Here is a 25,697-nt window from a genome sequence, read left to right as displayed (position 1 = left end):
GCAACAACCCGATCATCCAGCGAGGCAACTTTTCCAGCTTAGCCCAACCATTCACCCGAAACCAAATCCAGGCAAACCAACCGAACCAGTGTGACCGCCAGGCGCTCCCCGTACAACCTCGTGTCCCAGGCCCCGCCAAACCTTCAGGTTGTTAACCTTCAGGCTCTGCGTGTCGGCTCCGAGTCGGTGTCCGTGTCGCTCTGACTTGAACAAAGTTACGTAGCCATATGCACGATGTCAAATCGCCTGGTAGATCGGCATAATTCGCGCTTCGTGCGACGGGACGCGATCCAACCGCGCCGAAATGAACCATCCCGGCGCCGCGGCGGTGAACCGCTCGCGTTCCCATTCTCCCGCACCGGAGGGAATCGTGCCGACCAGATCGACGCCGGTGACGCGGGACAAATCGTCGCGATTGCATTCGGAAGCCAGATCGGGCGTGTCGGGCCAGGCACCGATCACCAGTCCGGCGCACGGCACCTCGGCGGCGGCCAGAGCGCGCGTCGTGAGCTCGCTGTGGTTCAGGGTGCCGAGTCCGGCCGCCGCCACGACGAGAACGGGGGCGCCGAGGTCGCGAGCGAGATCGACCAGGGTGAATTCGCCGAGGCGGACCAGCAGTCCACCCGCGCCCTCGACCAGAACGAGGTCGGCGGTGCGCAATTCGTCTATGCCCGCGAGGGTTTCGGCCAGCGTGAGCTGCGGCGCGCCGCAGCGGCGCGCGGCGGTGTCCGGCGCGAGCGGATCCGGATATCTGGCCAGTTCCAGGGTGCGGACCGGGCCCGCGAGTCGCTCGATTTCCGCCAGATCGCCCGGCTCGCCGGGTTCGACCCCGGTCTGGGCGGGTTTGCACACCGCGACCGAACGGCCGTCGGCCATGGCGGCGGCCGCGAGGGCGGCCGTGACCACGGTCTTGCCGACGCCGGTGGAAGTTCCGGTGACCAGCAGCACACTCATGCGGGCACCGCGTCCACGCCGCGCGCCTTCGCCAGCACGTCGCCGAGCACGTCGGCGATGGTGTCCAGTTCCGCGGGGGTGAGATCGGCGCGCGCGGTGAGCCGCAGGCGCGAGGTGCCTTCGGGAACCGACGGCGGACGGAAGCAGCCGACCTCGAGGCCGCGCGCCCGGCATTCCCGCGCCGCGGCGTCGGCGACCGCGGCCGCGCCGAGCACCACCGAGACCACCGCCGAATCCGGTTGTCCGACATCGGCGATGCGCGCGATCTCGGCGGCGCGCGCCAGCACGCGACCCGCCATGTCCGGGTGTGCGCGCAGCACGCGCAGGGCGGCTCGGGCCGCGCCGACCGCGGCGGGGGCGAGTCCGGTGTCGAAGATGAAGGTGCGCGCGGTGTCGATGAGGTGCGCGCGGACGCGTTCGTCGCCGAGTACGGCGCCGCCCTGGGCCGCGAAGGCTTTCGACAGGGTCGCGGTGATGATCAGGTCCGGTTCTCCGGCGAGTCCGACCTCGTGGACGAGACCGCGCCCGCCCGTCCCGCGCACGCCGATGCCGTGTGCCTCGTCGACGAGCAGGAGCGCGCCGTTGGCCCTGGTGACCCGGTGCAGTTCGGCCAGAGGCGCGAGATCGCCGTCGGCGCTGAACACCGAGTCGGTCAGGACGAGCGCGCGCTCTTCGGTGCGCGCGGCCAGTATCCGGTCCACCGCCTCGACATCGCGGTGCGGCGCGATCTCGACGCGCGCGCGGGACAGCCTGCAGGCATCGACGAGAGAGGCGTGGCTGCCCGCGTCGGAGACGACGAGACTGCCGCGCCCCGACAGGGCCGTCACCGCACCGAGATTGGCCGCGTATCCGGAAGCGAAGACCAGACCCGAACGCGCACCGACGAATTCGGCGAGTTCGACTTCGAGTTCCGCGTGTTCGGCGGTGGTTCCGGTGACCAGACGCGATCCGGTCGACCCGGTACCCCAGCGCCGCAGGGAATCGGCCGCGCCCGCCACCACCTCGGGGTGACGGGACAGACCGAGATAGTCGTTGGAGGCCAGGTCGATCGACGCGGACAGCGCGGCCCTCGGACGCAGATCGCGATGCAAGCCTGCGTCCACACGCTCGGCCGCCCGCTCGTCCAACCAACTCAGCGGATCGGTATTCACAGCTCCGCAGCCTACTTGAACACCGTTCAGGTGGAAACCCGCCGATCCCGAGGTAGCGCGGGCCCGAACACGCGGAAGCGGGCCCGAACGGCGTACGTCCGCTACGACCCGAACCAGTGGGGTGTGTCGAAGCGGAACAGATCGCCTGGGGTCACCGCGCGCAGGTCCGCCTCCAGCGCCGCGAGCCGTGCGGTGCCGAGACGTTCGGCCCAACGTCGGTGGATGCGATCGAAGGATCGCTCGGATTCGGCGAGTACGTCTACGGCCCGTTCGGTGAGGGTGTAGACCTTGCGTCGCGCGTCGCCGGGATCGTGCCCTCGACGCAGGTAGCCGAGGCGTTCGAGGGCGTCGACATGCTTGCCCGCGGCCTGTTTGGAGACGCCGAGCGCGCGGCCGAGGTCGGCGGCGGTGCAGCCGTGCGGACCGCCGATCCGGCCGATGGCCTGGAAGACGAAGCCGTGCATGGGCCGCAGCTCGGGATGTCCCCGTTCGGCCAGGTCCGCGTGTACCTCGTCGACGATGACGCGGAAGCCGAGCAGCAGTCGCAGCGGCAGTTCGTAGCCGCCCCCGTCACTTGACATGATGGACAACCTCGTTAACTATATAGACAATGTAGTTGTCTATCTTAGGAGATCTCATCCCATGCCCGTCATCCGCCACACCGAAACCCGCCGCACCGAGACACCCAACGCCGTCATGACCACCCTCGCCTCCCCCACCCAAGGCGCGGCCACACTGGCGATGTGGCGCGTCGAGGTCGACCCAGGAGCCGCGGGCCCGCTGCACACGATCGACACCGACCAGATCTGGACCGTGGTCGACGGCACGATCACCGTCGACCTGGACGGCACGGAACTCACCGCGAGCGTCGGCGATACAGTCGTGATGCCCGCCGATCTGTGGCGTCGGATCTCCGGTGGCGACACCGGATTCACCGCCGTCGTCTCGGCAGCGGCGGGGGCGCTTGCCCGCACCGAAACCGGTGCCGAGCCGATCCTCCCGCCTTGGATCGCCTGATCCACGACGACACTCGCACCGCTGCGTCAACACCTGGCGCCCACCGCGACAACAGCACTCGGCACCGCCGCGACAACGATATTCGCCCGCCTCGACGGCAGCATTCGGCACAGGTTCGGCAGCCACATTCGCCGCACGGCCGCGAGGGCCTCTACCCCGCGGCCGCGGCGGCGCACATGGCCCTGGTCACCGTCGCGATGTCCGCGCTGTCACTGATGAAAGGGGGCATGCAGTAGATCAGGTTCCGGAAGGGACGCAGCCACGCGCCCGCGGCGACCGCGGCATCGGTGGTACGCCGCATGTCCACCGGGCCGTCGCATTCGATGACGCCGATCGCGCCGAGTACCCGCACGTCGAGCACGCCGGGTAGTTCGCGGGCCGGTGCGAGTCCTTCGAGCAGGTCGGCTTCGATGCGGCGGATCGAGGTGCGCCAGTCGGCGGACAGCAGCAGTTCGATCGAGGCGACCGCGACCGCGCAGGCCAGCGGGTTGCCCATGAAGGTGGGGCCGTGCATGAGGCCGCCGTGCGCGGCGCTGAGGGTTTCGGCGACGCGCGCGGTGGTGAGTGTGGCGGCCAGGGTCAGGTATCCGCCGGTCATGGCCTTGCCGACGCACATCACGTCCGGTGCGACGCCCGCGTGGTCGGCGGCGAACATGGCGCCGGTGCGGCCGAAGCCGGTGGCGATCTCGTCGAAGATCAGTAGGACGCCGTGCCGGTCGCACAGGGTGCGCAGGTCGGTGAGGTAGCGCGGGTCGTGCCAGCGCATGCCGCCCGCGCCCTGCACCACCGGTTCGACGATCACGGCGGCGAGTTCGTGCGCGTGGTCGGCGATGAGGTGTTCGAGTTCGCGGACGTAGTCGGGGCGGTAGTCGCGAGGCGGGGCGGGGGCGAAGATCTGGGCGGCGAGCACGTCGGTCCACAGCGCGTGCATGCCGCCTTCCGGATCGCACACGCTCATCGGGGTGAAGGTGTCGCCGTGGTAGCCGCCGCGCCAGGTCAGCAGGCGGTGTTTCGCCGGTTTGCCCAGTGCGCGCCAGTATTGCAGGCACATCTTCACCGCGACCTCGACCGACACCGAGCCGGAATCGCACAGGAAGACCTTGTCGAGTCCGGCGGGAGTGTGCTCGACCAGCAGTCGGGCCAAGCGGGCGGCGGGTTCGTGGGTGAGGCCGCCGAACATGATGTGGCTCATGCGCCGCGACTGTTCGAGCAGCGCGGCGTCGAGCACCGGGTGACGGTAGCCGTGCACGGCCGCCCACCACGAACTCATGCCGTCGACCAGAACCCGACCGTCGGCCAGGGTCAGCCTGGTTCCTTCGGCCTCGGCGACGATCAGCGGTTCGGTGCTCGCGGGGAATCCGCCGTAGGGATGCCAGACGTGAGCCGCGTCGATCGCGGTGATCTCACCCGGGGTGAGCGCCGCGCGGGTCGGTGTCGCCGGGGTCGGTGTCGCGGGGGTCGGTGTCGCGGGGGTCGGTGTCGCGGGGGTCGGTGTCACAAATGTCCTCGCCGAATCGAGCGCGCCGGGTGCCCGGCCTGACTTGAACAGCGTTCAAGTTACCACCGGAGTTCGGTCCTCGGCCCTCGACACCGCGGTTCCGCCCCTAGCCGTTCGCGCATCGATCGCGCGGCGACCTCGGGATACGCGTTCGCGCGCGCCCGCCCGCGAGAGCGATCGCCCCGCTGCCGCTACTGTCATTCCTATGCCTGAGCCCGACGCAGCGCCCGGTGACCTGACACCACTCGGTGTGTGGCCGGGCACCCCGTACCCACTGGGCGCGACCTATGACGGCGCCGGGACGAATTTCTCGGTGTTCTCCGAAGTCGCCGAAGCGGTGGACCTGTGCCTGATCGGGCGCGACGGCGTCGAGACGCGAATCGCGCTCGAGGAGGTCGACACCCACGTCTGGCACGCCTATCTGCCGACCATCGGCCCGGGGCAGCGCTACGGCTTCCGGGTGCACGGTCCCTACGATCCCGATCGCGGATTGCGTTGCGATCCAAGCAAATTGCTGCTCGACCCGTACGGCAAGGCATTCGACGGCGAATTCGACGACGATCCCTCGCTCTACACCCACGGCCTGGACTCGCTGGGCCACACCATGACCGGCGTCGTCATCAACCCGTTCTTCGACTGGGGCGCCGACCGGCGGCCGAACCGGCCCTACCACGAGACGGTGATCTACGAGGCGCATGTCAAGGGCATGACGATGACGCATCCGGACATCCCGGAGGAACTGCGCGGCACCTACGCGGCCATCTCGCATCCCGCGATCATCGACCACCTGCGCGGGCTCGGCATCACCGCGATCGAGCTGATGCCGGTGCACCAGTTCCTGCACGACCACGTGCTGCTCGACCAGGGTCTGCGGAACTACTGGGGCTACAACAGCTTCGGCTATCTCGCCCCGCACAACGGCTACACGGCCAGCCCGCGCGGCGGCGCGGCGGTCACCGAATTCAAGGCCATGGTGCGCGCGCTGCACGCCGAGGGCATCGAGGTGATCCTCGACGTGGTCTACAACCACACCGCCGAGGGCAACCACCTCGGGCCGACCATCGCCTTCCGCGGCATCGACAACGCCGCCTACTACCGACTGCTCGACAAGGATCCTTCGCGCTACATGGATTACACCGGCACCGGCAACAGCCTCAACGTCCGGCATCCGCACACCTTGCAGCTCATCATGGATTCGCTGCGCTACTGGATCCTCGAAATGCACGTCGACGGTTTCCGTTTCGACCTCGCCGCCACGCTGGCGCGGGAATTACACGACGTCGACAAACTGTCCACCTTCTTCGATCTGGTGCAGCAGGATCCGGTGGTCAGCCAGGTCAAATTGATCGCCGAGCCGTGGGATGTCGGCGAGGGCGGATATCAGGTCGGCAATTTCCCCGGCCAGTGGACCGAGTGGAACGGCAAATTCCGCGACACCGTGCGCGACTACTGGCGCGGCGAGCCCGCGACGCTCGGCGAATTCGCCTCCCGCCTCACCGGATCCTCCGATCTCTACGAGGCCACCGGGCGGCGGCCGAGCGCGAGCATCAACTTCGTCACCGCGCACGACGGGTTCACGCTGCGGGATCTGGTGTCCTACAACGAGAAACACAACGAGGCCAACGGCGAGGACAACCGCGACGGGGAGAGCCACAATCGGTCGTGGAACTGCGGCGCGGAGGGACCTACCGACGATCCGGACATTCTCGCGTTGCGCGCCAAGCAGACTCGCAATCTCATGGCCACCCTGGTGCTTTCGCAGGGCACGCCCATGCTCGCGCACGGCGACGAGATCGGCCGCACCCAGCACGGCAACAACAACGTGTACTGCCAGGACTCCGAACTGGCCTGGATGGACTGGTCGGCGGCGCACGAGAACGCCGACATGCTCGAATTCACCCGCAATGTCATCGCGCTGCGCACCGCGCACCCGGTCTTCCGACGCCGCCGCTTCTTCGAGGGCGGGCCGGTGCGCTCCAAGGAGCACGCCAGGGATATCGCGTGGCTGACCCCGGCGGGCGAGGAGATGACCCCGGGCGACTGGGACAGCGGCTTCGGCAAATCGCTGACCGTGTACCTGAACGGACTCGGCATCCCCGAACCGGGACCGCGTGGGGAACGCATCACCGACGACTCGTTCCTGCTGTGCTTCAACGCCCACGACGAAGCCATCGACTTCGTGCTGCCCGACGCCGAATTCGGTGAGCGGTGGGAGGTCGCGCTCGACTGCTCGAGCCCCGACGGTCGATCCGAGTCCACCCATGCCGCCTCGGCCACCCTCCCGGTGCCAGGCCGCTGCCTGCTCGTCCTGCGCTGTCCAGCTCGGCCGCCACGCGCATGAACACATCGAATCCGACGGCGCGCGGCGCCGACCCGTCCGCCCACACCCGCATCAAGTCGCGCCCGACTCCGGTGCGCAGCACCTACCGACTCCAGCTGCGCCCCGACGCGCTGACCTTCGCCGAAGCCGCGACCATCGCGGAATACCTACAGCAGCTCGGCATCTCGCATCTGTACCTGTCGCCGATCCTGACGCCGATGCACGGATCGTCGCACGGCTACGACGTCGCCGACCCGACCACGGTGTCGGCGGCCCTCGGCGGGCCCGCGGGCTTCAAGGCGCTGTCCGACGAAGTGCGCAGTCGCGGTATGGGTTTGATCGTCGACCTGGTCCCCAACCATGTCGGCGTCGCCGATCCGCGGCAGAACCCGTGGTGGTGGGATGTGCTGCGCAACGGGCGGGAATCGGCCTACCAGCACTATTTCGACATCGACTGGAGTTCGGCCAACGGCGCGGGCGGGCGGCTAGCGCTGCCGGTCCTGCACGGCGACAACGATCCCGCCGCGCTGACCGTCGACCGGACCGGCCCGGAACCGATGCTGGCGCTGCACGATCTACGTTTCCCGATCGCGCCGGGCACCGACGGCGACAACGCGCTGCGCATCCACGACAAACAGCACTACCGGCTGGTGAGCTGGAAAGCGGGGGTGTGCACCTACCGCCGGTTCTTCGCGGTGAGCAGTCTGGCCGCGGTGCGCCAGGAGGATCCCGAGGTCTTCGAGATCACCCATCGCGAACTCGCGGCGTGGTGCGAACACGACCTCATCGACGGCGTGCGGGTCGACCATCCCGACGGGCTCTCCTATCCCACCGAGTACCTGACCAGGCTGCGCAGGCTGATCGGCCCGCAGCGGCTGCTGCTGGTCGAGAAGATCCTCGCCAACCGCGAACCGCTCGACGCCACCCTCCCGGTGGACGGCACCACCGGCTACGACGCGCTGGCCGGTCTGAGCGGCGTGCTGATCGACCCCGAGGGCGAACAGGCGCTCACCGACCTCTCGCGGCGCTTCACCGGGCACGGCAGCGACCGCGCGTGGGTCGGGGAGACCGAGCACCGCATCAAACGCGCTGTGGCGGAGACGATTCTGGCCCCCGAGGTACGGCGCTTGGTCGCCGCGATCAAGCGGGACGCGGCGGCGGAGAGTTTCGACACCCTCGCGTTGACCAACGCCGCCATCGAGGTGCTCGCCTTCATGCCGGTGTACCGGGCCGACTACGCGCCGCTGGCGGGGATGACCGGTGCGGTGATCGCCGAGGTCGAGAAGCGCAACAGCGAACTCACCGCGCCGCTGTCGGTGCTGGTGGCGGCGCTGGCCGTGGACGGCGAGGCGGCCGTGCGATTCGGCCAGGTCGGCGGCGCGATCACCGCGAAAGCGGTCGAGGACACCATGTTCTACCAGGCCGCGCGGCTTGTCTCGCTGCAGGAGGTCGGCGGCAATCCGGCGCGATTCGGACACTCGCTCAACGAATTCCATCTCGCCAACACCGAACGGGCGCAGCGCTGGCCCGCCGCCATGACCACGCTGTCCACCCACGACGCCAAACGCGGCGAGGACGTGCGCGCCCGCATCGGGGTGCTGTCCCAGGCCGCGAGCATCTGGGCGGGCGCGGTGGAATCCTGGCTGGAGCAGACCCCGCCGCCCGACGGCGCGACGGCATTGTTCCTGTTGCAGAACATGTTCGGGGTGTGGCCGGCCGACGGGCGGCCCGCGTCGTCAATACCGGGACTGCGGGAACGCCTGCACCTGTTCGCCGAGAAGTCGATTCGCGAGGCGGGCACCCGAACCTCGTGGGAGGAACCGGATTCCGAATTCGAGAAGGCCGTGCACGGCTGGATCGACGCGGTGATCGACGGACCCATCGGCGCCGAACTCAACGATCTGGTGCACGATCTCGCACCGCACGCCTGGTCGGATTCGCTGGCGCAGAAACTGCTGCAACTGTGCGGTCCCGGTATTCCCGACATCTACCAGGGCTGCGAGGTGTGGGAGGACTCGCTCGTCGACCCGGACAATCGCCGACCGGTGGATTTCGCGACGCGCACCGGCATGCTGCAATCGCTGACCGGGATTCCCTCGCTGGACACCACGGGCGCGGCGAAGATGTGGATCGTCGCCTACGCGCTGTGGCTGCGCCGGGAGCGGCCGGACTGTTTCGTCGGCGGCTGCTATCTGCCGCTGTTCGCGACCGGCGAGCAGGCGAACAGGCTGGTCGCCTTCGCGCGCGGCCGTGCGGGTTCGGGGCCGGAGATCATCGTCGCGGCCACCCGGCACAGTGTCGGGCTGGTCGAAGCCGGCTGGGGCGACAGCGTGCTCGACCTGCCCGCGGGCGATTGGACCGATCGGCTGACCGGTCAGGTCTTCCAGGGACGGGCGGCGCTGTCGAACCTGTTCGCCCGGCTCCCCGTGGCGCTGCTGGTGCGCTGAGCGTCGTCAGGTTGACGGCCACCCGTGACCCGGCGGCGCAATGTCAGCGCGCGGAGAGGATTCGTTCGCGCGGGCGCACGGATTCGCCGCGGCGGGCGGCGACGGCCCCCACTACCCAGCGGGCAGCGGCGACGGCCGCGCCGACGAGCACGCCGACCTGCGCGGAACCGAGGATCATGGCCAGGATCAGGCCGATCACCACGCCCGCGGCCAGCGCCTCGAGTTTGAACACCGGCCACGCGGAACCCGCGATATCTATCGAAGAGGGGTGAACCGTAGCCATGTCATCAGGATATACCGCACCCTGAAGTTCGGTCCACCGAACTTTCCGGCCGAGGGAACACCCGAGCGGCAGCAGGCGTTGCGCGCTGTATGCCACTGACTGGAGAGTACGCACCGAGCACATCCGACTGGGCACGCAAGCAGGCCGAGTCCTACGAGCAGTCCGGCGGTACCGACGCGACGTCGCTGCAGGGCAAGCCGATCATCCTGCTGACCACGCGCGGCGCGAAGACCGGCAAGCTGCGCAAGACCCCGCTCATGCGGGTCGAGCACGGCGGCGAGTACGCCGTGGTCGCCTCACTCGGCGGCGCGCCGAAGCATCCCGTCTGGTACTTCAACATCAAGGCCGAATCGCACGTGGAACTCCGCGACGGCACGGAGAACAAGGACTACGTGGCGCGCGAGGTGTTCGGCGAGGAGAAGGCCGTGTGGTGGGAACGCGCCGTCGAAGCATGGCCGGATTACGCGAATTACCAGACCAAGACCACCCGCGAGATCCCGGTTTTCGTGCTCAGTCCGCTCTGAGCGTCCCCGCCGTCCCGACCACCCGCCGCGTCGCGACCCCGCGGCGGGTGGCAGCATATTTCGAATGTCCAATCCGCTCGAGGTACTCGACGACCTGTCCACATCCCGTCCCGCGCTCACCGCGGACGAGATCGACGCCGCCGCGAAGCGTATTTCGGACATTATCGATCCCACCCCGCTCCAGTTCAGCCCCCGGCTGTCGAAGCTGACGGGCGCGCGGGTCTACCTCAAGCGCGAGGATCTCTCCGCGGTGCGCTCCTACAAGCTGCGCGGCGCCTACAACCTGATCGTCCAGCTCACTCCCGACGAGCGCGCGGCGGGGGTGGTCGCGGCCAGCGCGGGCAACCACGCCCAGGGCGTCGCGTTCGCCTGTCACGCCATGGGCATCACCGGCCGCATCTACGTGCCGACCACGACGCCGCGCCAGAAACGCGACCGGATCCGCGTGCACGGCGGCGAATTCGTCGAACTCATCGCGATCGGGGAAACCTACGACGCCGCTGCGGCCGCTGCGGCCGCCGACGTCGAACGCACCGGCGCCACCATGGTCCCGCCCTTCGACGACGCCCGCACCGCCGCCGGTCAGGGCACCATCGCCGCGGAGATCCTCGCCCAGCTCGGCGGCGCGCCCGACCTGGTCGTCATCCCGGTGGGCGGCGGCGGCTGCCTGGCCGGTATCGGCACCTACCTGCGCGAACGCGCGCCGGGGACGGGGATCCTCGGCGTGGAACCGACCGGGGCCGCGTCCATGACGGCCGCGCTGGTGGCGGGCGGCCCGGTGACGCTGCCGAGTATCGACCCATTCGTCGACGGCGCGGCGGTGCGCCGCATCGGCGAGGTGCCCTACCGCGCGGCGGCCGGATTCGGCGGGCGCGTGGTCTCGCACGCCTCGCTGCCGCTGCTGACCGCCACCGAATCACCCGAGGGCGCGGGCTCGTTCCGGATGATGCACGTCGACGAGGGCGCCATCTGCACCACCATGCTCGACCTCTACCAGAGCGAGGGCATCATCGCCGAACCAGCGGGCGCGCTCGCGGTCACCGCGCTGTGCGAGATCGAGGTCGAACCGGAATCGACCGTGGTGTGCCTGGTATCGGGGGGCAACAACGACGTGTCACGCTACGGCGAGATCATCGAACGCTCGCTCGTGCACCGGGGGCTCAAGCACTATTTCCTGGTGGACTTCCCGCAGGAACCGGGTGCGCTGCGCAGATTCCTGGACGAAGTGCTCGGGCCCGACGACGACGTCACCCTGTTCGAGTACGTCAAACGCAACAACCGGGAGACCGGCGCCGCGCTGGTCGGTATCGAACTCGGCGCCCGCGACGGGCTCGGACCGCTGCTGGACCGGATGACCGCGTCACCGATCCGGTGCGAACGCCTCGACCCCGGCTCCCCCGCCTACCGCTATCTGACCTGACCCGACCGGGATCAGGCGGCCGCCTTCGTGACGATCTCGGGAGCGACCCGCCTGGTCCCGCGCAGGCAGCTCATTACCAACGGCAGCAGCCAGAACGCCGCCATCTGGTCGACGCTCATCTGCGGCACAGACATGCGGTTGTGCACGAATCCCACCGAGAGGCCGAGGCGCGGTTCGGCCCAGCCGAAGGATCCGGCGAGCCCGATGTGGCCGAGTCCCTCGTGCGCGTACGGCATGGGCATCGAGTGGTAGCCGAGATGCCAGAGCATCGGGAAGTAGAACAGCGCGTGATCGAGGCGGTAACTGCGGATCCGGCGCAGTTCGGCGACGGTGCGCCCGGACAGATAGCGCCGTCCGTCCACGACGCCGCCGTTGGCCAGCGCCCCGTACATGGCGGCCAGTCCGCGCGCGGTGCACACGCCGTTGCCCGCGCCGAGTTCGGTGGCGAGGATCGGCGGCGCGTGCCCCTCGAGGATGGCGTCCATGCCAGGCATGAGCAGTGCGCGGGCGGCGGCGCCGGGCGCTCCGGGGAAACCGAAGGTGCGACCGATCAGGTAGGCGCCGACCGGTCCGGCGAGGATGCGCAGCTGGTTGCCCGCCAGCGGCGCGAAATCGATTCCGGAATCCGGCGGCGGGGTGCCGAGGTGGATGCCGTCGATGCCGAGTGGTTCGGACACCTCGGTGCGGAACAGTTCGGCCATGCCGCGACCGGTGATCGCGCGCGCCAGACCGGCCAGCAGCCAGCCGTAGGTGATCGCGTGATAGGTGGGCACGCCGAGCAGTCGATCCGGCGCGGCGGCGGCCAGACGTTCCTCCATGAGCCGGTGGTCGAGCAGTTCGGTGATCTCACCGCCGAGCCCGGCGAGTCCGGACAGCCCGGCACGGTGGGTCATCACCTCGGCGACCGTGATGGCGGCCTTGCCGTTGGCGCCGAATTCCGGCCAGTACTCGGCGACCGGCGCGTCGTAGTCGAGCAGGCCGCGATCGGCCAGGCGGTGGATCACGGTGGCGGTGATGCCCTTGGTGGCGGAGAAGACGATCGAACCGGTCTGCTCCGTCCACGGCTTGGAGCCGCTGTGCCTGCCGGTCCAGATGTCGACCAGCGGTTCGCCGTGCAGATGGACGGCCAACGCGGCCCCGGCCCCTTTGCGGCGACCGTACGCCCGCGCGAATGCCCGCACCAATGGACCGAATTCGGCGGCGGCGCTACCGCCGACACCCGAGGGCAGCGACACGGGATCCCCGGACGAAGCAACGTTGCTCATTACACAACGGTAATGGCAAGGTCATAGCTCGGCAATCACCGTACCGGCTGGTGAGGCCACGATCGGGTCTCGGAGCACACCCTCGGAGCTCACGATGACGAACGAGTGAGCGGTGAGGTCGATAACCCCGTCGACCGGATCGGCGACGCCGCCCTCCCAGGACAGCACCACCGTCCCGTCCGCCGCGACGGTCACCGGATCGGCGGACAGGTTGCACAGCAGGCGCAGCGGGCCGCGCCGGACCGCGATCCAGCGCAGTCGCTCGTCGTAGTCGACCTCGACCCGGTCCAGTCGCGGATCGGTGATCTCCGCACGGCCGCGGCGCAGTGTGATCAGTGCGCGGTAGCAGGCCAGCAGACGCGCGTGACCAGCGCGTTCGGGTTCTTTCCAGTCGAGTTTGGAGCGCAGGAAGGTGGCCGGATCCTGCGGGTCGGGCACATCCTCGCTCGCCCAGCCGTGTTCGGCGAATTCGGCCTTGCGTCCGGTCGCGGTGGCCGCGCCGATCACCGGGTCGGTGTGCGAGGTGAAGAACTGGAACGGCGTGCGCGCACCCCACTCCTCGCCCATGAACAACATCGGCGTGTACGCCGAGAACAGGACGAGCGCCGCCTTGATCGCCAGTTGTCCGTGGTCGAGGTAGGCGCTCGGCCGGTCGCCGATGGCCCGATTGCCGATCTGGTCGTGGGTGCAGGTGTAGGCGAGCAGCGCGCTGCCCGGGATCAGGCTCCGGTCGAGCGGGCGGCCGTGCACGCGGCCGCGGAAACTGGAATAGGTGCCCGCGTGGAAGAACCCGCGGGTGAGGGTGTGCGCGAGACAGGCCATCGAGCCGAAGTCGGCGTAGTAGCCCTGCCGTTCGCCGGAGACCGCGGTGTGCACGGCGTGGTGCAGGTCGTCGTTCCACTGTCCGTCCAGGCCGTAGCCGCCCGCCGCGCGCGGGGTGATCAGGCGCGGATCGTTGAGGTCGCTCTCCGCGACGAGGGTCAGCGGCCTGCGTACGTGCGCCTCGAGCGCGCGTGTCTCGGCGGCGAGATCGGCCAGCAGATGCGAGGCGGTGCGGTCGACGAGGGCGTGCACGGCGTCCAGGCGCAGTGCGTCGATGTGGAAGTCGCGCAGCCAGCGCAGCGCGTTGTCGATGATGTGGCGGCGCACCGGACCGGAATCGGGCCCGTCCAGGTTCAGGCTCTGCCCCCAGGTGTTGCGGCCGTCGGTGAGGTAGGGGCCGAAGCGCGGCAGATAGTTGCCCGATGGGCCGAGATGGTTGTGGACCACGTCGAGGGCCACCGCCAAACCCCTTGCGTGACAGGCGTTCACGAAACGCTGCAAACCGTCCGGGCCGCCGTAGGGTTCGTGCACCGCGTACCACAGGACGCCGTCGTAACCCCAGTTGTTGGCACCGTCGAAGGCGTTGACCGGCATCACCTCCACCACCGTGACACCGAGGTCGACCAGGTGGTCGAGTCGTTCGATCGCCGAGTCGAAGGTGCCTTCGGGGGTGAACGCGCCGATGTGCAGTTCGTAGAAGATCGCGCCCGCGAGCGGGCGACCGGTCCACGCCGCGTCGGTCCACACCGCCGGGTCGAGTTCGTGCACCGCCGACCGCCCGTGCACGCCGTCGGGCTGACGCGGCGAGCGCGGGTCGGGTAACACCGTGGGGTCGTCGTCCAACAGGTAGCCGTAGCGAGCGCCGGACTCCACGTCGACATCGGCGCGCCACCACCCCCGCCCCGACCGCGTCATGGGATGCACCCAACCGTCGAGATCCAATCGCACCGACTCCGCCCGCGGAGCCCACACCTCGAATGCGGTCACCCGGCCAGCATGGCACGGACCACCCGATCCGTCCCGCCGGCCGCGAAGCCCTTCGGCTCGACATGTCTGTGGCCGAGCTCGACACATTTGCCAGCGCATAGTGGAATGCGCATATCCGAGTACCGCGATGCATGACCGCACTCGGCGACGAGCGATCCGGAGACAGCGGCACAGCTCAGACGGTGCGCTCGGTCACGACCAGCAGGCTCCGACAACGCCTGCGCCCTGCCCCTCAGTGGCGCCCTTCCGCTCGAGTGGCACCGCCGCTTCCCTGGGACCCGACTATGGATCAGACGGCGAGGCAGCCTGGACCGAGCAGAGCTTTCAGGTCGCCCATGAGGGCCGAGGACGGGGAGACGCGCAGGCTGTCGTCCAGTTTGAGCAGGGTGGTCTTCTCGCGGGCGCCGACGTGGCGCACGTGGACGTCGGCGGTGCCCGGGTGCCTGGACAGCACGCGCTTGAGTTCGCCGATCTTGTCGGGGGTGCACATGCGGGTGGTGACCGTGACCGCGAGGGGTTTGGCCACGCCGATGGTCGACAGGTCGGGCACCACCAGATCGTTGGCGATCAGTGAGATGCGGTCGTCGCGGACCGACACCCGCGCCTTCACCAGCACCACCGCGTCCTCGACCACATCCATGCCGTAGACCTGGTAGGACTGCGGGAAGAACAGCACCTCGACGCCGCCGGTGAGATCCTCGAGCTGCGCCGAGGCCCAGGCCAGGCCGTTCTTGTTGATGCGCCGGTTCACCGAGGCAAGGATGCCGCCGACGGTGACCTGCGCGCCGTCCTTGACGTCGCCTTCCAGGATCGCCGGGATCTGAGTGTCGACCTGCGCGGCCAGCACGTGTTCGACGCCGTTGAGCGGATGCCCCGAGACGTAGAGGCCGAGCATCTCGCGTTCCAGGGCGAGTTTGTGCTTGCTCTCCCACTCCTCGTCGGGCACAGCGACATTGAACACCGAGGTGACCGATTCGTCGGCGTCCATGCCGCCGAACAGGTCGAACTGGCCGATGGCCTCGGCCTTCTTGGTGGTCATCACCGCGTCGATGGCGTCGGAGTGGATGAGCAGCAGACCCTTGCGCGGGTGGCTCAGCGAATCGAAGGCGCCCGCCTTGATGAGGGATTCGGTGACCTTCTTGGTGCAGGCGATGGCGTCGATCTTGTTCAGGTAGTCGGAGAAGTCGGTGAACTTCGACTTCTCCTTGCGCGCCGCGATGATCGAGGCGACCACGTTCGCGCCGACATTGCGCACCGCGCCGAGCCCGAAGCGCACGTCCTTGCCGACCGAGGCGAAGTTGAGCTCGGATTCGTTGACGTCGGGGGGCATGACGATGACGCCGAGGCGGCGGCAGTCGGCGAGGTAGACCGCGGCCTTGTCCTTGTCGTCACCGACGCTGGTGAGCAGGGCGGCCATGTACTCGGCCGGATAGTTCGCCTTGAAGTAGGCGGTCCAGTAGGAGACCAGGCCGTAGGCGGCGGCGTGCGACTTGTTGAAGGCGTATCCGGCGAAGGGCAGGATCGTGTCCCACAGCGCCTTGATGGCCTCCTTGGAGTAGCCGTTGGCCTGCATGCCCTGTTCGAAGCCTTCGAACTCGGCGGCCAGCACCTCGGCCTTCTTCTTGCCCATGGCGCGGCGCAGGATGTCGGCTCGTCCGAGCGAGTATCCGGCTACCTTCTGGGCGACGTGCATGATCTGTTCCTGGTAGACGATCAGACCGTAGGTCTCGCCGAGGATCTCCTTCAACGGCTCGGCCAGTTCCGGATGGATCGGCTTGACCTCTTGGCGGTTGTTCTTGCGGTCGGCGTAGTCGTTGTGCGCGTTCATGCCCATCGGACCGGGGCGGTACAGCGCGCCGACGGCGACGATGTCCTCGAAGGCGGTGGGCTGCATGCGGCGCAGCAGATCCCGCATCGGCCCGCCGTCGAGCTGGAACACCCCGAGCGTGTCGCCGCGGGCGAGCAGTTTGTAGGTGGCCGGATCGTCGAGCGGCAGGGCGTCGAGATCGACGTCGACGCCGCGATTCAGTTTGGCGTTGTCGATGGCGTCGCCGAGGACCGTCAGGTTGCGCAACCCGAGGAAGTCCATCTTCAGCAGGCCGATGTCCTCACAGGACGGGTAGTCCCAGCCCGTGATGATCGCGCCGTCCTGTGCCCGCTTCCACACCGGGATGGCGTCGGTGAGCGGTTCGGAGGACATGATCACCGCGCAGGCGTGCACACCGGCGTTGCGGATCAGGCCCTCGAGGCCGCGGGCCGTCTCGTAGATCTTCGAGATGTCGGGGTTGGTGTTGATCAGCTCGCGGACCTCGGCGGCTTCCTTGTACCGCTCGTGATCCGGGTCGGTGATGCCGGAGACCGAGATGTCCTTGGCCATGATCGGCGGCGGCAGCGCCTTGGTGATCTGGTCGGCGATGGCGAATCCTGGCTGGCCGAACAGGACTCGGGCCGAGTCCTTGATGGCGGCCTTGGTCTTGATGGTGCCGAAAGTGATGACCTGGGCGACCTTGTCGGTGCCCCACTGCTCGGTGGCGTAGCGCACCATCTCGCCGCGACGGCGATCGTCGAAGTCGATATCGATATCGGGCATCGAGACGCGTTCGGGGTTGAGGAAGCGCTCGAACAGCAGACCGTGCGGAATCGGGTCGATATTGGTGATGTTGAGGGCATAGGCGACCAGCGAACCGGCCGCCGAACCACGGCCGGGGCCGACGCGGATGCCGACCTCGCGCGCGTGTTTGATGAGGTCGCCGACGACGAGGAAGTAGGCGGGGAAGCCCATCTCCAGGATGACGCCGATCTCGTATTCGGCTCGGTCGGCGTATTCGCGGGGGACGCCGGAGGGGAAACGTCTGTCGAGTCCGCGCTCCACCTCCTTGCGCAGCCAGCTCGCCTCGGTCTCGCCCTCGGGCACCGGGAAGACCGGCATGCGGTCGCGGTGGGTCCAGATCTCGTCGTAGGGCTGCACCCGCTCGCCGATGCCGACGGTGTTGTCACACGCGCCCGGCACCTCCGAATCCCAGATGGCGCGCATCTCGTCGGCGGATTTCAGGTAGTAGCCGTCACCGTCGAATTTGAACCGGGTGGGGTCGCTGAGCGTCTTGCCGGTCTGAATGCACAGCAGCGCTTCGTGATTGGTCGACTGGTCCTTGGTGACGTAGTGGCAGTCGTTGGTGGCGATCGGCGGGATGCCGAGTTTGTTGCTGATGTCGATGAGGCCCTCGCGGACCCGGCGCTCGATGGAAAGACCGTGGTCCATCACCTCGAGGAAGAAATTGTCGGGGCCGAAGATCTCCTGCCATTTGGCCGCCGCCTCCAGCGCCTCGCGCTCGTGACCGAGGCGCAGCCTGGTCTGCACCTCGCCCGATGGGCAGCCGGTGGTGGCGATGATGCCCTCGGCGTATTGGGCGATGATCTCCTCGTCCATGCGCGACCACTTGCCGAGTTGACCCTCGATGGAGGCCAGGCTCGACAGCTTGAACAGGTTGCGCAGGCCGGTGGCGGTCTCGGCCACCATCGTCATGTGGGTGTAGGCGCCGGAGCCGGAGACGTCGTCGCCCTTCTGGCTCGGATCGCCCCACTGCACGCGCTTGGTGTCGAACCGGGAACCCGGCGCGATGTAGGCCTCGATGCCGATGATCGGCTTGATGCCCGCCTTCTTCGCCGACCTGTAGAACTCCGCGGCCCCGAACATGTTGCCGTGGTCGGTCATCCCGACCGCGTCCATTCCCAGCCGATTCGCCTCGGCGAACAAGGGCGAGATCTTCGCCGCACCGTCGAGCATCGAGTATTCGGTGTGGTTGTGCAGGTGAACGAACGATCCGGACGAGGCCAAGACGGTCCTTCCTCCCAAGTTTCAGGCGGGGGTTGGCCTAGCGATTCTAGGCACGACCCACCGACAACTCGGCACCGGCTCGCGCGCCGCCGCCGGACGGCCCAGGAGACCCGGCGTGTCGGTGTCGAAGATCACCGGCGCGTCGGGTGCGCGTGCGTCCGACCCCGAGGCGGCGCGGACGCGTCGGCGCCTACGGGTCGCCGCGCCGAGATCGACAGCGGGCACCGCGCGGCAGGGCAATGCGCAGCAGGGCGGCGGACATGGTGCGACGGATAATCGTCGGATGAGTTCGCGAGGAGACCTCCGGTGACGGCGACCGCAGTCGCCGTGGTCGTCGGCGCCGCGCTGATCGCCGGTGCGCTGGTGCTGTGGCCGCGCACGCGCCGATCGGTGACCACACCGGCCGAGCGCGCGGTGCACACGGCGCTGCACACCGCGTCGCTCGCGGCGAAACCGCTGCGGGGCGGGCTCACCGACGGATCCGCGCTCGCGGCCGCACCGCATCTGCGGGCGCTCACCGGCGCGGACGCGCTCGGGATCGCCGACGCGGAGGCCGCGCTGCTCGCCTGGGACGGGCCGTACGCGGAACTGGCCGACCGGTTCACCGACGCGGCGGCGCGCGCGGTCGCCACCGGGCGGCCGGTTTTGGTCGCGGTGCCCGCACGCGCCGATCAGACGGCCCGCACCCTGATCGCCCAGCCGCTGCTGATCGAGGATGCCCCGGTCGCGGGCGCGCTCGGGGTGGTGACCACGGGACCGGTCGGCCCCGGCGCGCTCGGCGCGATCGCCGAAGTCGCCAGATATGTCTGCGGCCAACTGGAATTGGCCGAACTCGACGCCTCCCGCGCCCGACTGGACCGCGCCGAGGTGCGTGCGCTGCGCGCCCAGATCAGTCCGCATTTCATCTACAACGCGCTCAACACGATCGCCTCGTTCGTGCGCACCGATCCCGACCGGGCCCGCGAATTGATCCTGGAATTCGCCGATTTCACCCGCTATTCGTTCCGCACCGCGGGCGAGTTCACGGTGCTCGCCGACGAATTGCGCAATATCGAGCGCTATCTCGCGCTGGAACGCGCCCGCTTCGGCGCGGGTCTCGAGGTGCGGTTGCAGATCGCGCCCGAGGTGCTCGGCGTCGTCCTGCCGTTCCTGGCGCTGCAACCGCTGGTGGAGAACGCGGTGCGGCACGGGCTCGGCGCGACCCGGCGCGGGGTGATCACCGTGGCCGCCGAGGACGCGGGCACCGACTGCGTCATCAGCGTCGAGGACGACGGCATCGGCATGGATCCGGAACTGCTGAGTTCGGGTGCGCTGGACGCGGTGGCCGAAACGGCAGGGCCCGCCGAATCCGCGCACGTCGGACTGGCGAATGTGGACGACCGGCTGCGCGCCGCGTTCGGCAACGATTACGGCCTCGTCGTCGAGACCGCGCCGGGCGCCGGAACGAAGGTGAGTCTGCGCGTCCCGAAATTCCGCGCGGGAATTCGGGCGTGAAGGTCGCATCGGGAGACCACCGGAATCGGCCCGCCTTTACGATTGGCGGATTGTGATACGCACCACCGACACCACGCCCACCGGCCTCCGGGTACTCGCCGTGGACGACGAAGCACCGGCGCTGGACGAACTGGTGTATCTGCTGCGCGCGCAATCCGAGGTCGGCGAGATCCATCGCGCGAGCGACGCGACCGAGGCGCTGCGAGTGCTGCGCGGCCACCCGGTGGACGCGGTCTTCCTCGACATCAACATGCCGGGACTCGACGGCATGGAACTCGCGGGCATCCTCACCGAATTCGCCAACCCGCCCTCGGTGGCGTTCGTGACCGCGCACGACGATCGCGCGGTGGCCGCCTTCGACCTCGGCGCGGTCGACTACCTGCTCAAACCGCTGCGCGAGGCGCGGTTGGCCGAGGCGGTGCGCCGGATCGTCGGCGCCCGCGGCGCGCCCGAACCCGAACCGGCGCGTTCGGACGCCAACGAGGTCATCCCCGTGGAACTCGGCGGGGTGACCACGCTGGTGCACCGGTCGAGCGTGAGCTGGGTCGAGGCGGACGGCGACTACGCGCGCCTGCACACCAGCGCCGGATCGCACCTGGTGCGCATCCCGCTCTCCGCCCTCGAATCCCGATGGGAGAACGCCGGTTTCCTGCGCGTGCACCGGTCCTATCTGGTGGCGTTGCGGCTGGTGACCGGACTGCGCCAGAGCGGATCGGCCACGGTGGTCTGCCTGCGCGCCGACGGCCGCGCCGCCGCGGTGGAACTGCCGGTGAGCCGCCGCCAGGTCCGCGAACTCAAACAGCGCCTCGTGCACGGCCCCCGCCAGACCTGGACGCATCGGTGACCGGCCCGCAGCCGCAGGCGCGGGTCAGGGTGGTGCTGGCCGAGCGACGCGGGGCGCGGCGGGTGCGCACCAGGGTCGAGGTGGCCGAACAGACCGAGATCGGCGAGGCGCTGGTGGCCGGGTTGATCCGCGCCCAACTCGGGCTGGCGCTGCGCTTCGCGCTCGTCTCGGCGCTCACGCTGTGCGCGCTGCCGCTGCTGTTCCGCGTCGAAGCGGTCTCCACGCTGGTGGTGTTCGGCATCCGGTTGCCGTGGCTGCTGCTCGGCGTCGCGGTGTATCCGGCCCTGTACGCGGTGGGTCGGCTCTATCTGCGGCTGGCCGAGCGCAACGACCAGGACTTCCTCGATCTGGCCGAGGAGTAGCGCCGCCGTGGACCCGGTGACCTCGCCCGCGCCGACCGTCGCGGCCCTGCTGCTCGCCGCGCTGGCCACCGTGGCCATCGGCGCGTACGGCGTGCGGCTCGCGCGCACCACCTCCGACTTCCTCGTGGCCTCGCGCAGTGTCGGTCCGCGCTGGAACGCCGCCGCGATCTCCGGGGAATATCTCTCCGCGGCGTCGTTCCTCGGCGTCGCGGGGCTGATCGCCAAATACGGCGCCGACGCGCTCTGGTATCCGGTCGGATTCACCGCGGGCTATCTGGGCCTGCTGCTGTTCGTGGCCGCGCCGCTGCGCCGCTCGGGCGCCTACACCGTGCCCGACTTCGCCGAGTTCCGCCTCGGTTCGGTGCGGCTGCGCAGGCTCGCGGCCCTGGTCGTGGTGCTGATCTGCGGCGTGTATCTGATTCCGCAGTTCCAAGGGGCGGGCCTGACCCTGCGCATCCTGCTCGGCGTGCCGAGTTGGGTGGGTGCGCTCGCGGTCGGCGCCATCGTGATCGCGAACGTGGCGGGTGGCGGGATGCGCTCGATCACGCTGGTGCAGGCGTTCCAGTACTGGCTGAAGTTGACGGCGGTGGCCTTGCCCGCCCTGGTGCTGCTCGGGCATTTCCTCGCCAACGACCGGGAGTGGGGCAGCCCGGCGCCGCCGGTGGTCACCGAGCGCACGACCGTCGAGGTCAGCACCGACGTGCGGGTCAGGGTGACCGAACCGCAGCGGGTCTCGATCACCGGCACCCTGGACGGCGCCCCGGTGGACGCCGTGCTCGCGCTGACCACAGGCACCCACGACTTGGCCGCGGGCACGGTGTTGATCCTGGAGCCGGGCGCATCGGTGCCCGTGGTCGCGGGCGCGCCCGCCGACGGCGCGGGCTGGCTCGAACCCGGCGGCGGATTCGGCGGCAGACATCCCACCTACCAGGTGTATTCGCTCATCCTCGCGACCTTCCTCGGCACTATGGGCCTGCCGCACGTGCTGGTGCGCTTCTACACCAATCCGGACGGGCGGGCGGCGCGGGTCACGGCGCTCACGGTGATCGGGCTGGTCGGGCTGTTCTACCTGTTCCCGATCCTGCTCGGCGCGTTCGCCCGCCTCTACGTCCCCGAACTGCTCATCACCGGCACCTCCGACGCCGCCGTGGTGCTGTTGCCGGGCGCGGTGCTCAGCAGCCTGCCCGGTCAACTGCTCGCGGCGCTGGCCGCCGCAGGGGCGATCGCGGCCTTCCTCTCCACTTCCTCGGGTCTGCTGGTGAGCATCGCGGGCGTGCTGAGCACCGACGCGCTGCGCGGGCGGATCCGGGACTTCCGGGTGGCGGCGCTGGTCGCGGGCGCGGCGCCGCTCGGGTTGTCGCTGGCGGTGAACTCGCTCGACCTGTCGAGGACGGTGGCGCTGGCGTTCTCGGTCGCGGCCTCGACCCTGTGCCCGCTGCTCGTCCTCGGCATCTGGTGGCGCGGGCTGACCGCCGCGGGCGCGGCCGCCGGTCTGATCATGGGCGGGTCGGCCGCGGGCGCGGCGACGGTGATCTCGGTGTCGGGCGGCATCGCCGACGATGTGGGCGGCGGCTGGCCCGCGGCGCTGCTCGGCTATCCGGCGGCGATCAGCGTGCCGCTGGCGTTCGCGGCGATGGTCGTCGTCAGCCTGCTGACACGCGGGCAGGACAGCAGGACGGTCGGGCGGATCTTCGTCCGCATGCACGCGCCGGAACGCCTCGGCATGGGCGCCGATCGCGAGCGGCGGCTGCGCGCCGAGTGATTCGCGGGTTCCGGACAGACTTTTCGGTCTGAAATGTCGGGGTCGCGCGTAGACCGTTCGTCGCAACCGGGCTACCGCTCACCGCACAGATCGACGCCTCCACGGAGTGACCGGCGCCACAGCATTATCGCGGGCCGATCCGGTCGTTACCGTCAGCGCGGTAAGCCACGTCACATGCTAGGAAGCCTTCGGATGACCAGTATCGACCTCGACAAGGGCGACGCCGCGCGGCGCACGCCCACCCCCGAGGAATTCGCCGCCGCGTACGCCAGTCCACAATTCCAGGAACTGCGCACCCGCTTGCGCCGCTTCGTCTTCCCGATGGCCGCGGCATTCCTGATCTGGTACCTGAGCTACGTGCTGCTCGGCGCCTACGCCCACGACTTCATGGCCACCGAGGTATTCGGCCACGTCAACGCCGGACTGCTGCTCGGCCTCGGGCAATTCGTCACCACCTTCGCCATCACCGCGGCCTACGTCCGCTTCGCCAACCGGCAACTGGACCCGCGCGCCGCCGCCATCCGGTCCACCCTCGAGGAGGACCTGGCATGAGCACGAGCTATCTGGCGGCCGAGACCGTCGGCGAACCCGTGGCGAATATCGCGATCTTCGCGCTGTTCGTCGTCGTGACCATGGTCGTGGTGATCCGCGCGAGCCGCAACAACTCCTCCGCCTCGGACTACTTCACCGGCGGACGCGGCTTCTCCGGCCCGCAGAACGGCATCGCCATCGCGGGCGACTACCTCTCGGCCGCGAGCTTCCTCGGCATCGCGGGCGCCATCGCGGTCTACGGCTACGACGGCTTCCTCTACTCCATCGGCTTCCTGGTCGCGTGGCTCGTCGCCCTGCTGCTTGTCGCCGAAATGCTGCGCAACACCGGCAAATTCACCATGGCCGACGTGTTGAGCTTCCGACTGCGGGAACGCCCGGTGCGCACCGCGGCGGCGCTGTCGACGCTGACCGTTTCGCTGTTCTACCTGCTCGCGCAGATGGCGGGCGCGGGCGGCCTGGTCGCGCTGCTGCTCGACATCGAGACCAAGGCAGGCCAATCGGTGGTGATCGCCGTGGTCGGCGTGCTGATGATCGTCTACGTGCTGGTCGGCGGCATGAAGGGCACCACGTGGGTGCAGATCATCAAGGCGGTGCTGCTCATCACCGGCGCGGCGCTCATGACGGTGATGGTGCTGGCCAAGTTCGGGTTCAACTTCTCCGACATCCTCGGCTCGGCGCAGGAAGCGGTCTCCGGATCGGCGAGCAAGGCGGTCGCGGGCCGCGATGTGCTCGCGCCCGGCGCGCAGTACGGCGCCAACGAGACCTCCAAACTCAACTTCGTATCCCTCGGCCTCGCACTGGTTCTCGGCACGGCGGGTCTGCCGCACGTGCTGATGCGCTTCTACACGGTGCCGACGGCCAAGGAAGCGCGGCGCTCGGTGGTGTGGGCCATCGGCCTGATCGGCGCGTTCTACCTGTTCACCCTGGTCCTCGGCTACGGCGCCGCCGCGATCGTCGGACCGGACCGCATCCTGGCCGCGGCGGGCGGACAGAACTCGGCCGCACCGCTGCTCGCCTTCGAACTCGGCGGCGTGATCCTGCTCGGCGTGATCTCGGCGGTGGCCTTCGCGACCATCCTCGCGGTGGTCGCCGGACTCACCATCACCGCGTCGGCCTCCTTCGCCCACGACATCTACGCCAGCGTGCTCAAACGCGGCAACGCGGACGAGGCCGCGCAGGTGCGGGTCTCGCGGATCACCGCGGTGGTGATCGGCGCGCTCGCCATCGGACTCGGCATCCTCGCCAACGGCCAGAACATCGCCTTCCTCGTGGCGCTCGCCTTCGCGGTCGCGGCGGCGGCGAACCTGCCGACCATCCTGTACTCGCTGTTCTGGCGGCGGTTCAACACCACCGGCGCGCTGTGGAGCATGTACGGCGGACTGATCTCCACCATCGTGCTCATCGTGTTCTCCCCGGCGGTATCCGGCGCGAAGACCTCGATGCTGCCGCATTCGGACTTCGACTGGTTCCCGCTGTCCAATCCCGGCATCGTCTCGATTCCGCTGGCCTTCGCGCTCGGCGTGGTCGGCACCCTGGTCGGTGGCCGCAAACCGGAGGATCCGGAGAAGGCGATCGAGATGCAGGTTCGTTCGCTCACGGGTGTCGGTGCGGAGAAGGCGATCTCGCACTGAACGCCGAGGCGCGGTCGTCGGTTCCGGCGGCCGCGCCGATGCGTCCCACCCCACCGATTTCGACAGGAGACTCCCATGAGCAGCGCGACGACCGACCGCGAGACCACCTACACCCCCTCGGCCGAATTCGCCGCGCAAGCGAATGCCGACCGCTCCTGGTACGAAAGGGCCGAGACCGACCGCGAGGGCTTCTGGGCCGAACAGGCCCGACGCCTGCACTGGCACACCCCATTCAGCACCGTGCTCGACTGGTCCGAAGCGCCTGTCGCGCAATGGTTTCCCGACGGCGAACTCAATGTCGCCTACAACTGCGTCGACCGCCACGTGCTCGACGGCCACGGCGACCAGACCGCCATCCATTTCGTCGGCGAACCCGGCGACACCCGCGCCATGACCTACCGCGACCTGCTCGCCGAGGTCTCCCGCGCCGCCAACTACCTCACCGAACTCGGTCTGGTGGCCGGTGACCGGGTCGCGATCTACATGCCGATGATCCCCGAGGCCGTCGTCGCCATCCTGGCCTGCGCCC

The 25,697-nt window shown here is 69.1% G+C and carries 20 protein-coding genes; 12 read left to right on the top strand and 8 right to left on the bottom strand.

The annotated features are described in order from the left end of the window. Window positions 1–237: 237 nt before the first annotated feature. The 3 genes from bioD to IT779_RS36845 form a co-directional block, all read right to left on the bottom strand. Window positions 238–954, bottom strand: a complete 717-nt coding sequence (gene bioD, locus IT779_RS36855; protein ID WP_196154139.1) for a dethiobiotin synthase — start codon at window positions 952–954, stop codon at window positions 238–240. After that, entirely contained in the window at window positions 951–2,105 is a 1,155-nt protein-coding gene (locus tag IT779_RS36850) for an 8-amino-7-oxononanoate synthase (protein ID WP_196154138.1), read from the bottom strand. The genes bioD and IT779_RS36850 overlap by 4 nt, the downstream gene beginning before the upstream one ends. A 101-nt stretch (window positions 2,106–2,206) precedes the next feature. Continuing rightward, window positions 2,207–2,686, bottom strand: coding sequence for a MarR family winged helix-turn-helix transcriptional regulator (locus tag IT779_RS36845; protein WP_196154137.1), 480 nt, complete (start codon window positions 2,684–2,686; stop codon window positions 2,207–2,209). A gap of 61 nt (window positions 2,687–2,747) precedes the next feature. On the opposite strand from IT779_RS36845, the gene IT779_RS36840 reads away from it, so the two are divergent. After that, entirely contained in the window at window positions 2,748–3,122 is a 375-nt protein-coding gene (locus tag IT779_RS36840) for a cupin domain-containing protein (protein ID WP_196154136.1), read from the top strand. 151 nt (window positions 3,123–3,273) lie between these two features. Here the strand turns inward: IT779_RS36840 and IT779_RS36835 are convergent, their stop codons facing one another. Then, window positions 3,274–4,524: an adenosylmethionine--8-amino-7-oxononanoate transaminase gene (locus tag IT779_RS36835; protein ID WP_332839137.1), complete on the bottom strand. Its 1,251-nt coding sequence runs from the start codon at window positions 4,522–4,524 to the stop codon at window positions 3,274–3,276. A 301-nt stretch (window positions 4,525–4,825) separates the two neighbouring features. Here IT779_RS36835 and glgX point away from each other — a divergent pair, with 301 nt between their 5' ends. Together glgX and treY are read left to right on the top strand one after the other, a co-directional pair. After that, window positions 4,826–6,961, top strand: coding sequence for a glycogen debranching protein GlgX (gene glgX / locus IT779_RS36830; RefSeq protein WP_196154134.1), 2,136 nt, complete (start codon window positions 4,826–4,828; stop codon window positions 6,959–6,961). Continuing rightward, the gene (gene treY / locus IT779_RS36825) at window positions 6,958–9,387 is read left to right on the top strand and encodes a malto-oligosyltrehalose synthase (protein WP_196154133.1); all 2,430 of its coding nucleotides are present in this window, start codon (window positions 6,958–6,960) and stop codon (window positions 9,385–9,387) included. Before glgX ends, treY begins: the two co-directional genes overlap by 4 nt. A gap of 43 nt (window positions 9,388–9,430) precedes the next feature. Here the strand turns inward: treY and IT779_RS36820 are convergent, their stop codons facing one another. Further along, on the bottom strand, window positions 9,431–9,670 hold the full coding sequence (locus IT779_RS36820) for a hypothetical protein (RefSeq protein WP_196154132.1): 240 nt from the start codon (window positions 9,668–9,670) through the stop codon (window positions 9,431–9,433). Between the two features lie 89 nt (window positions 9,671–9,759). Here IT779_RS36820 and IT779_RS36815 point away from each other — a divergent pair, with 89 nt between their 5' ends. Further along, complete coding sequence (locus IT779_RS36815; RefSeq protein ID WP_196154131.1) at window positions 9,760–10,194, top strand: nitroreductase family deazaflavin-dependent oxidoreductase; 435 nt, start codon at window positions 9,760–9,762, stop codon at window positions 10,192–10,194. Window positions 10,195–10,258: 64 nt separating this feature from the next. Next, window positions 10,259–11,614, top strand: coding sequence for a threonine ammonia-lyase IlvA (ilvA, locus tag IT779_RS36810; protein WP_196154130.1), 1,356 nt, complete (start codon window positions 10,259–10,261; stop codon window positions 11,612–11,614). An 11-nt stretch (window positions 11,615–11,625) separates the two neighbouring features. Here the strand turns inward: ilvA and IT779_RS36805 are convergent, their stop codons facing one another. The 3 genes from IT779_RS36805 to dnaE form a co-directional block, all read right to left on the bottom strand. Further along, a complete protein-coding gene (locus IT779_RS36805) occupies window positions 11,626–12,879 on the bottom strand; it encodes a serine hydrolase domain-containing protein (RefSeq protein WP_196154129.1) in 1,254 nt (417 codons plus the stop codon). 21 nt (window positions 12,880–12,900) lie between these two features. Next, the gene (treZ, locus tag IT779_RS36800; protein WP_196154128.1) at window positions 12,901–14,688 is read right to left on the bottom strand and encodes a malto-oligosyltrehalose trehalohydrolase; all 1,788 of its coding nucleotides are present in this window, start codon (window positions 14,686–14,688) and stop codon (window positions 12,901–12,903) included. Between the two features lie 289 nt (window positions 14,689–14,977). Next, window positions 14,978–18,523 (bottom strand): DNA polymerase III subunit alpha, encoded by a 3,546-nt coding sequence (gene dnaE / locus IT779_RS36795; RefSeq protein WP_196154127.1) that lies wholly within the window; start codon window positions 18,521–18,523, stop codon window positions 14,978–14,980. Between the two features lie 306 nt (window positions 18,524–18,829). Between dnaE and IT779_RS36790 the strand changes: the two genes are divergently transcribed. The 7 genes from IT779_RS36790 to IT779_RS36760 all read left to right on the top strand — a co-directional run. Next, window positions 18,830–20,017: a sensor histidine kinase gene (locus IT779_RS36790; protein ID WP_196154126.1), complete on the top strand. Its 1,188-nt coding sequence runs from the start codon at window positions 18,830–18,832 to the stop codon at window positions 20,015–20,017. Window positions 20,018–20,069: 52 nt separating this feature from the next. Next, window positions 20,070–20,861, top strand: coding sequence for a LytR/AlgR family response regulator transcription factor (locus IT779_RS36785; protein WP_196154125.1), 792 nt, complete (start codon window positions 20,070–20,072; stop codon window positions 20,859–20,861). Continuing rightward, entirely contained in the window at window positions 20,858–21,223 is a 366-nt protein-coding gene (locus IT779_RS36780; protein WP_332839136.1) for a hypothetical protein, read from the top strand. The genes IT779_RS36785 and IT779_RS36780 overlap by 4 nt, the downstream gene beginning before the upstream one ends. A gap of 7 nt (window positions 21,224–21,230) precedes the next feature. Beyond that, window positions 21,231–22,985: a sodium/solute symporter gene (locus tag IT779_RS36775; protein WP_408637834.1), complete on the top strand. Its 1,755-nt coding sequence runs from the start codon at window positions 21,231–21,233 to the stop codon at window positions 22,983–22,985. A gap of 192 nt (window positions 22,986–23,177) precedes the next feature. Beyond that, window positions 23,178–23,537 carry a DUF485 domain-containing protein gene (locus tag IT779_RS36770; protein WP_196154124.1) on the top strand — a complete coding sequence of 120 codons (360 nt, stop codon included), beginning with the start codon at window positions 23,178–23,180 and terminating at the stop codon, window positions 23,535–23,537. Then, a complete protein-coding gene (locus tag IT779_RS36765) occupies window positions 23,534–25,168 on the top strand; it encodes a solute symporter family protein (protein WP_196154123.1) in 1,635 nt (544 codons plus the stop codon). Before IT779_RS36770 ends, IT779_RS36765 begins: the two co-directional genes overlap by 4 nt. Window positions 25,169–25,243: 75 nt before the next feature. After that, a partial coding sequence (locus tag IT779_RS36760) for an acetyl-coenzyme A synthetase N-terminal domain-containing protein (RefSeq protein WP_196154122.1) occupies window positions 25,244–25,697 on the top strand: 454 nt, incomplete at its 3' end.

This window comes from Nocardia bovistercoris (genome assembly GCF_015674855.1).
Classification (GTDB): Bacteria; Actinomycetota; Actinomycetes; order Mycobacteriales; family Mycobacteriaceae; genus Nocardia; species Nocardia bovistercoris.
Note: the sequence above shows the minus strand (reverse complement) of the source record. Positions and strands in the feature narration are given on the sequence as shown.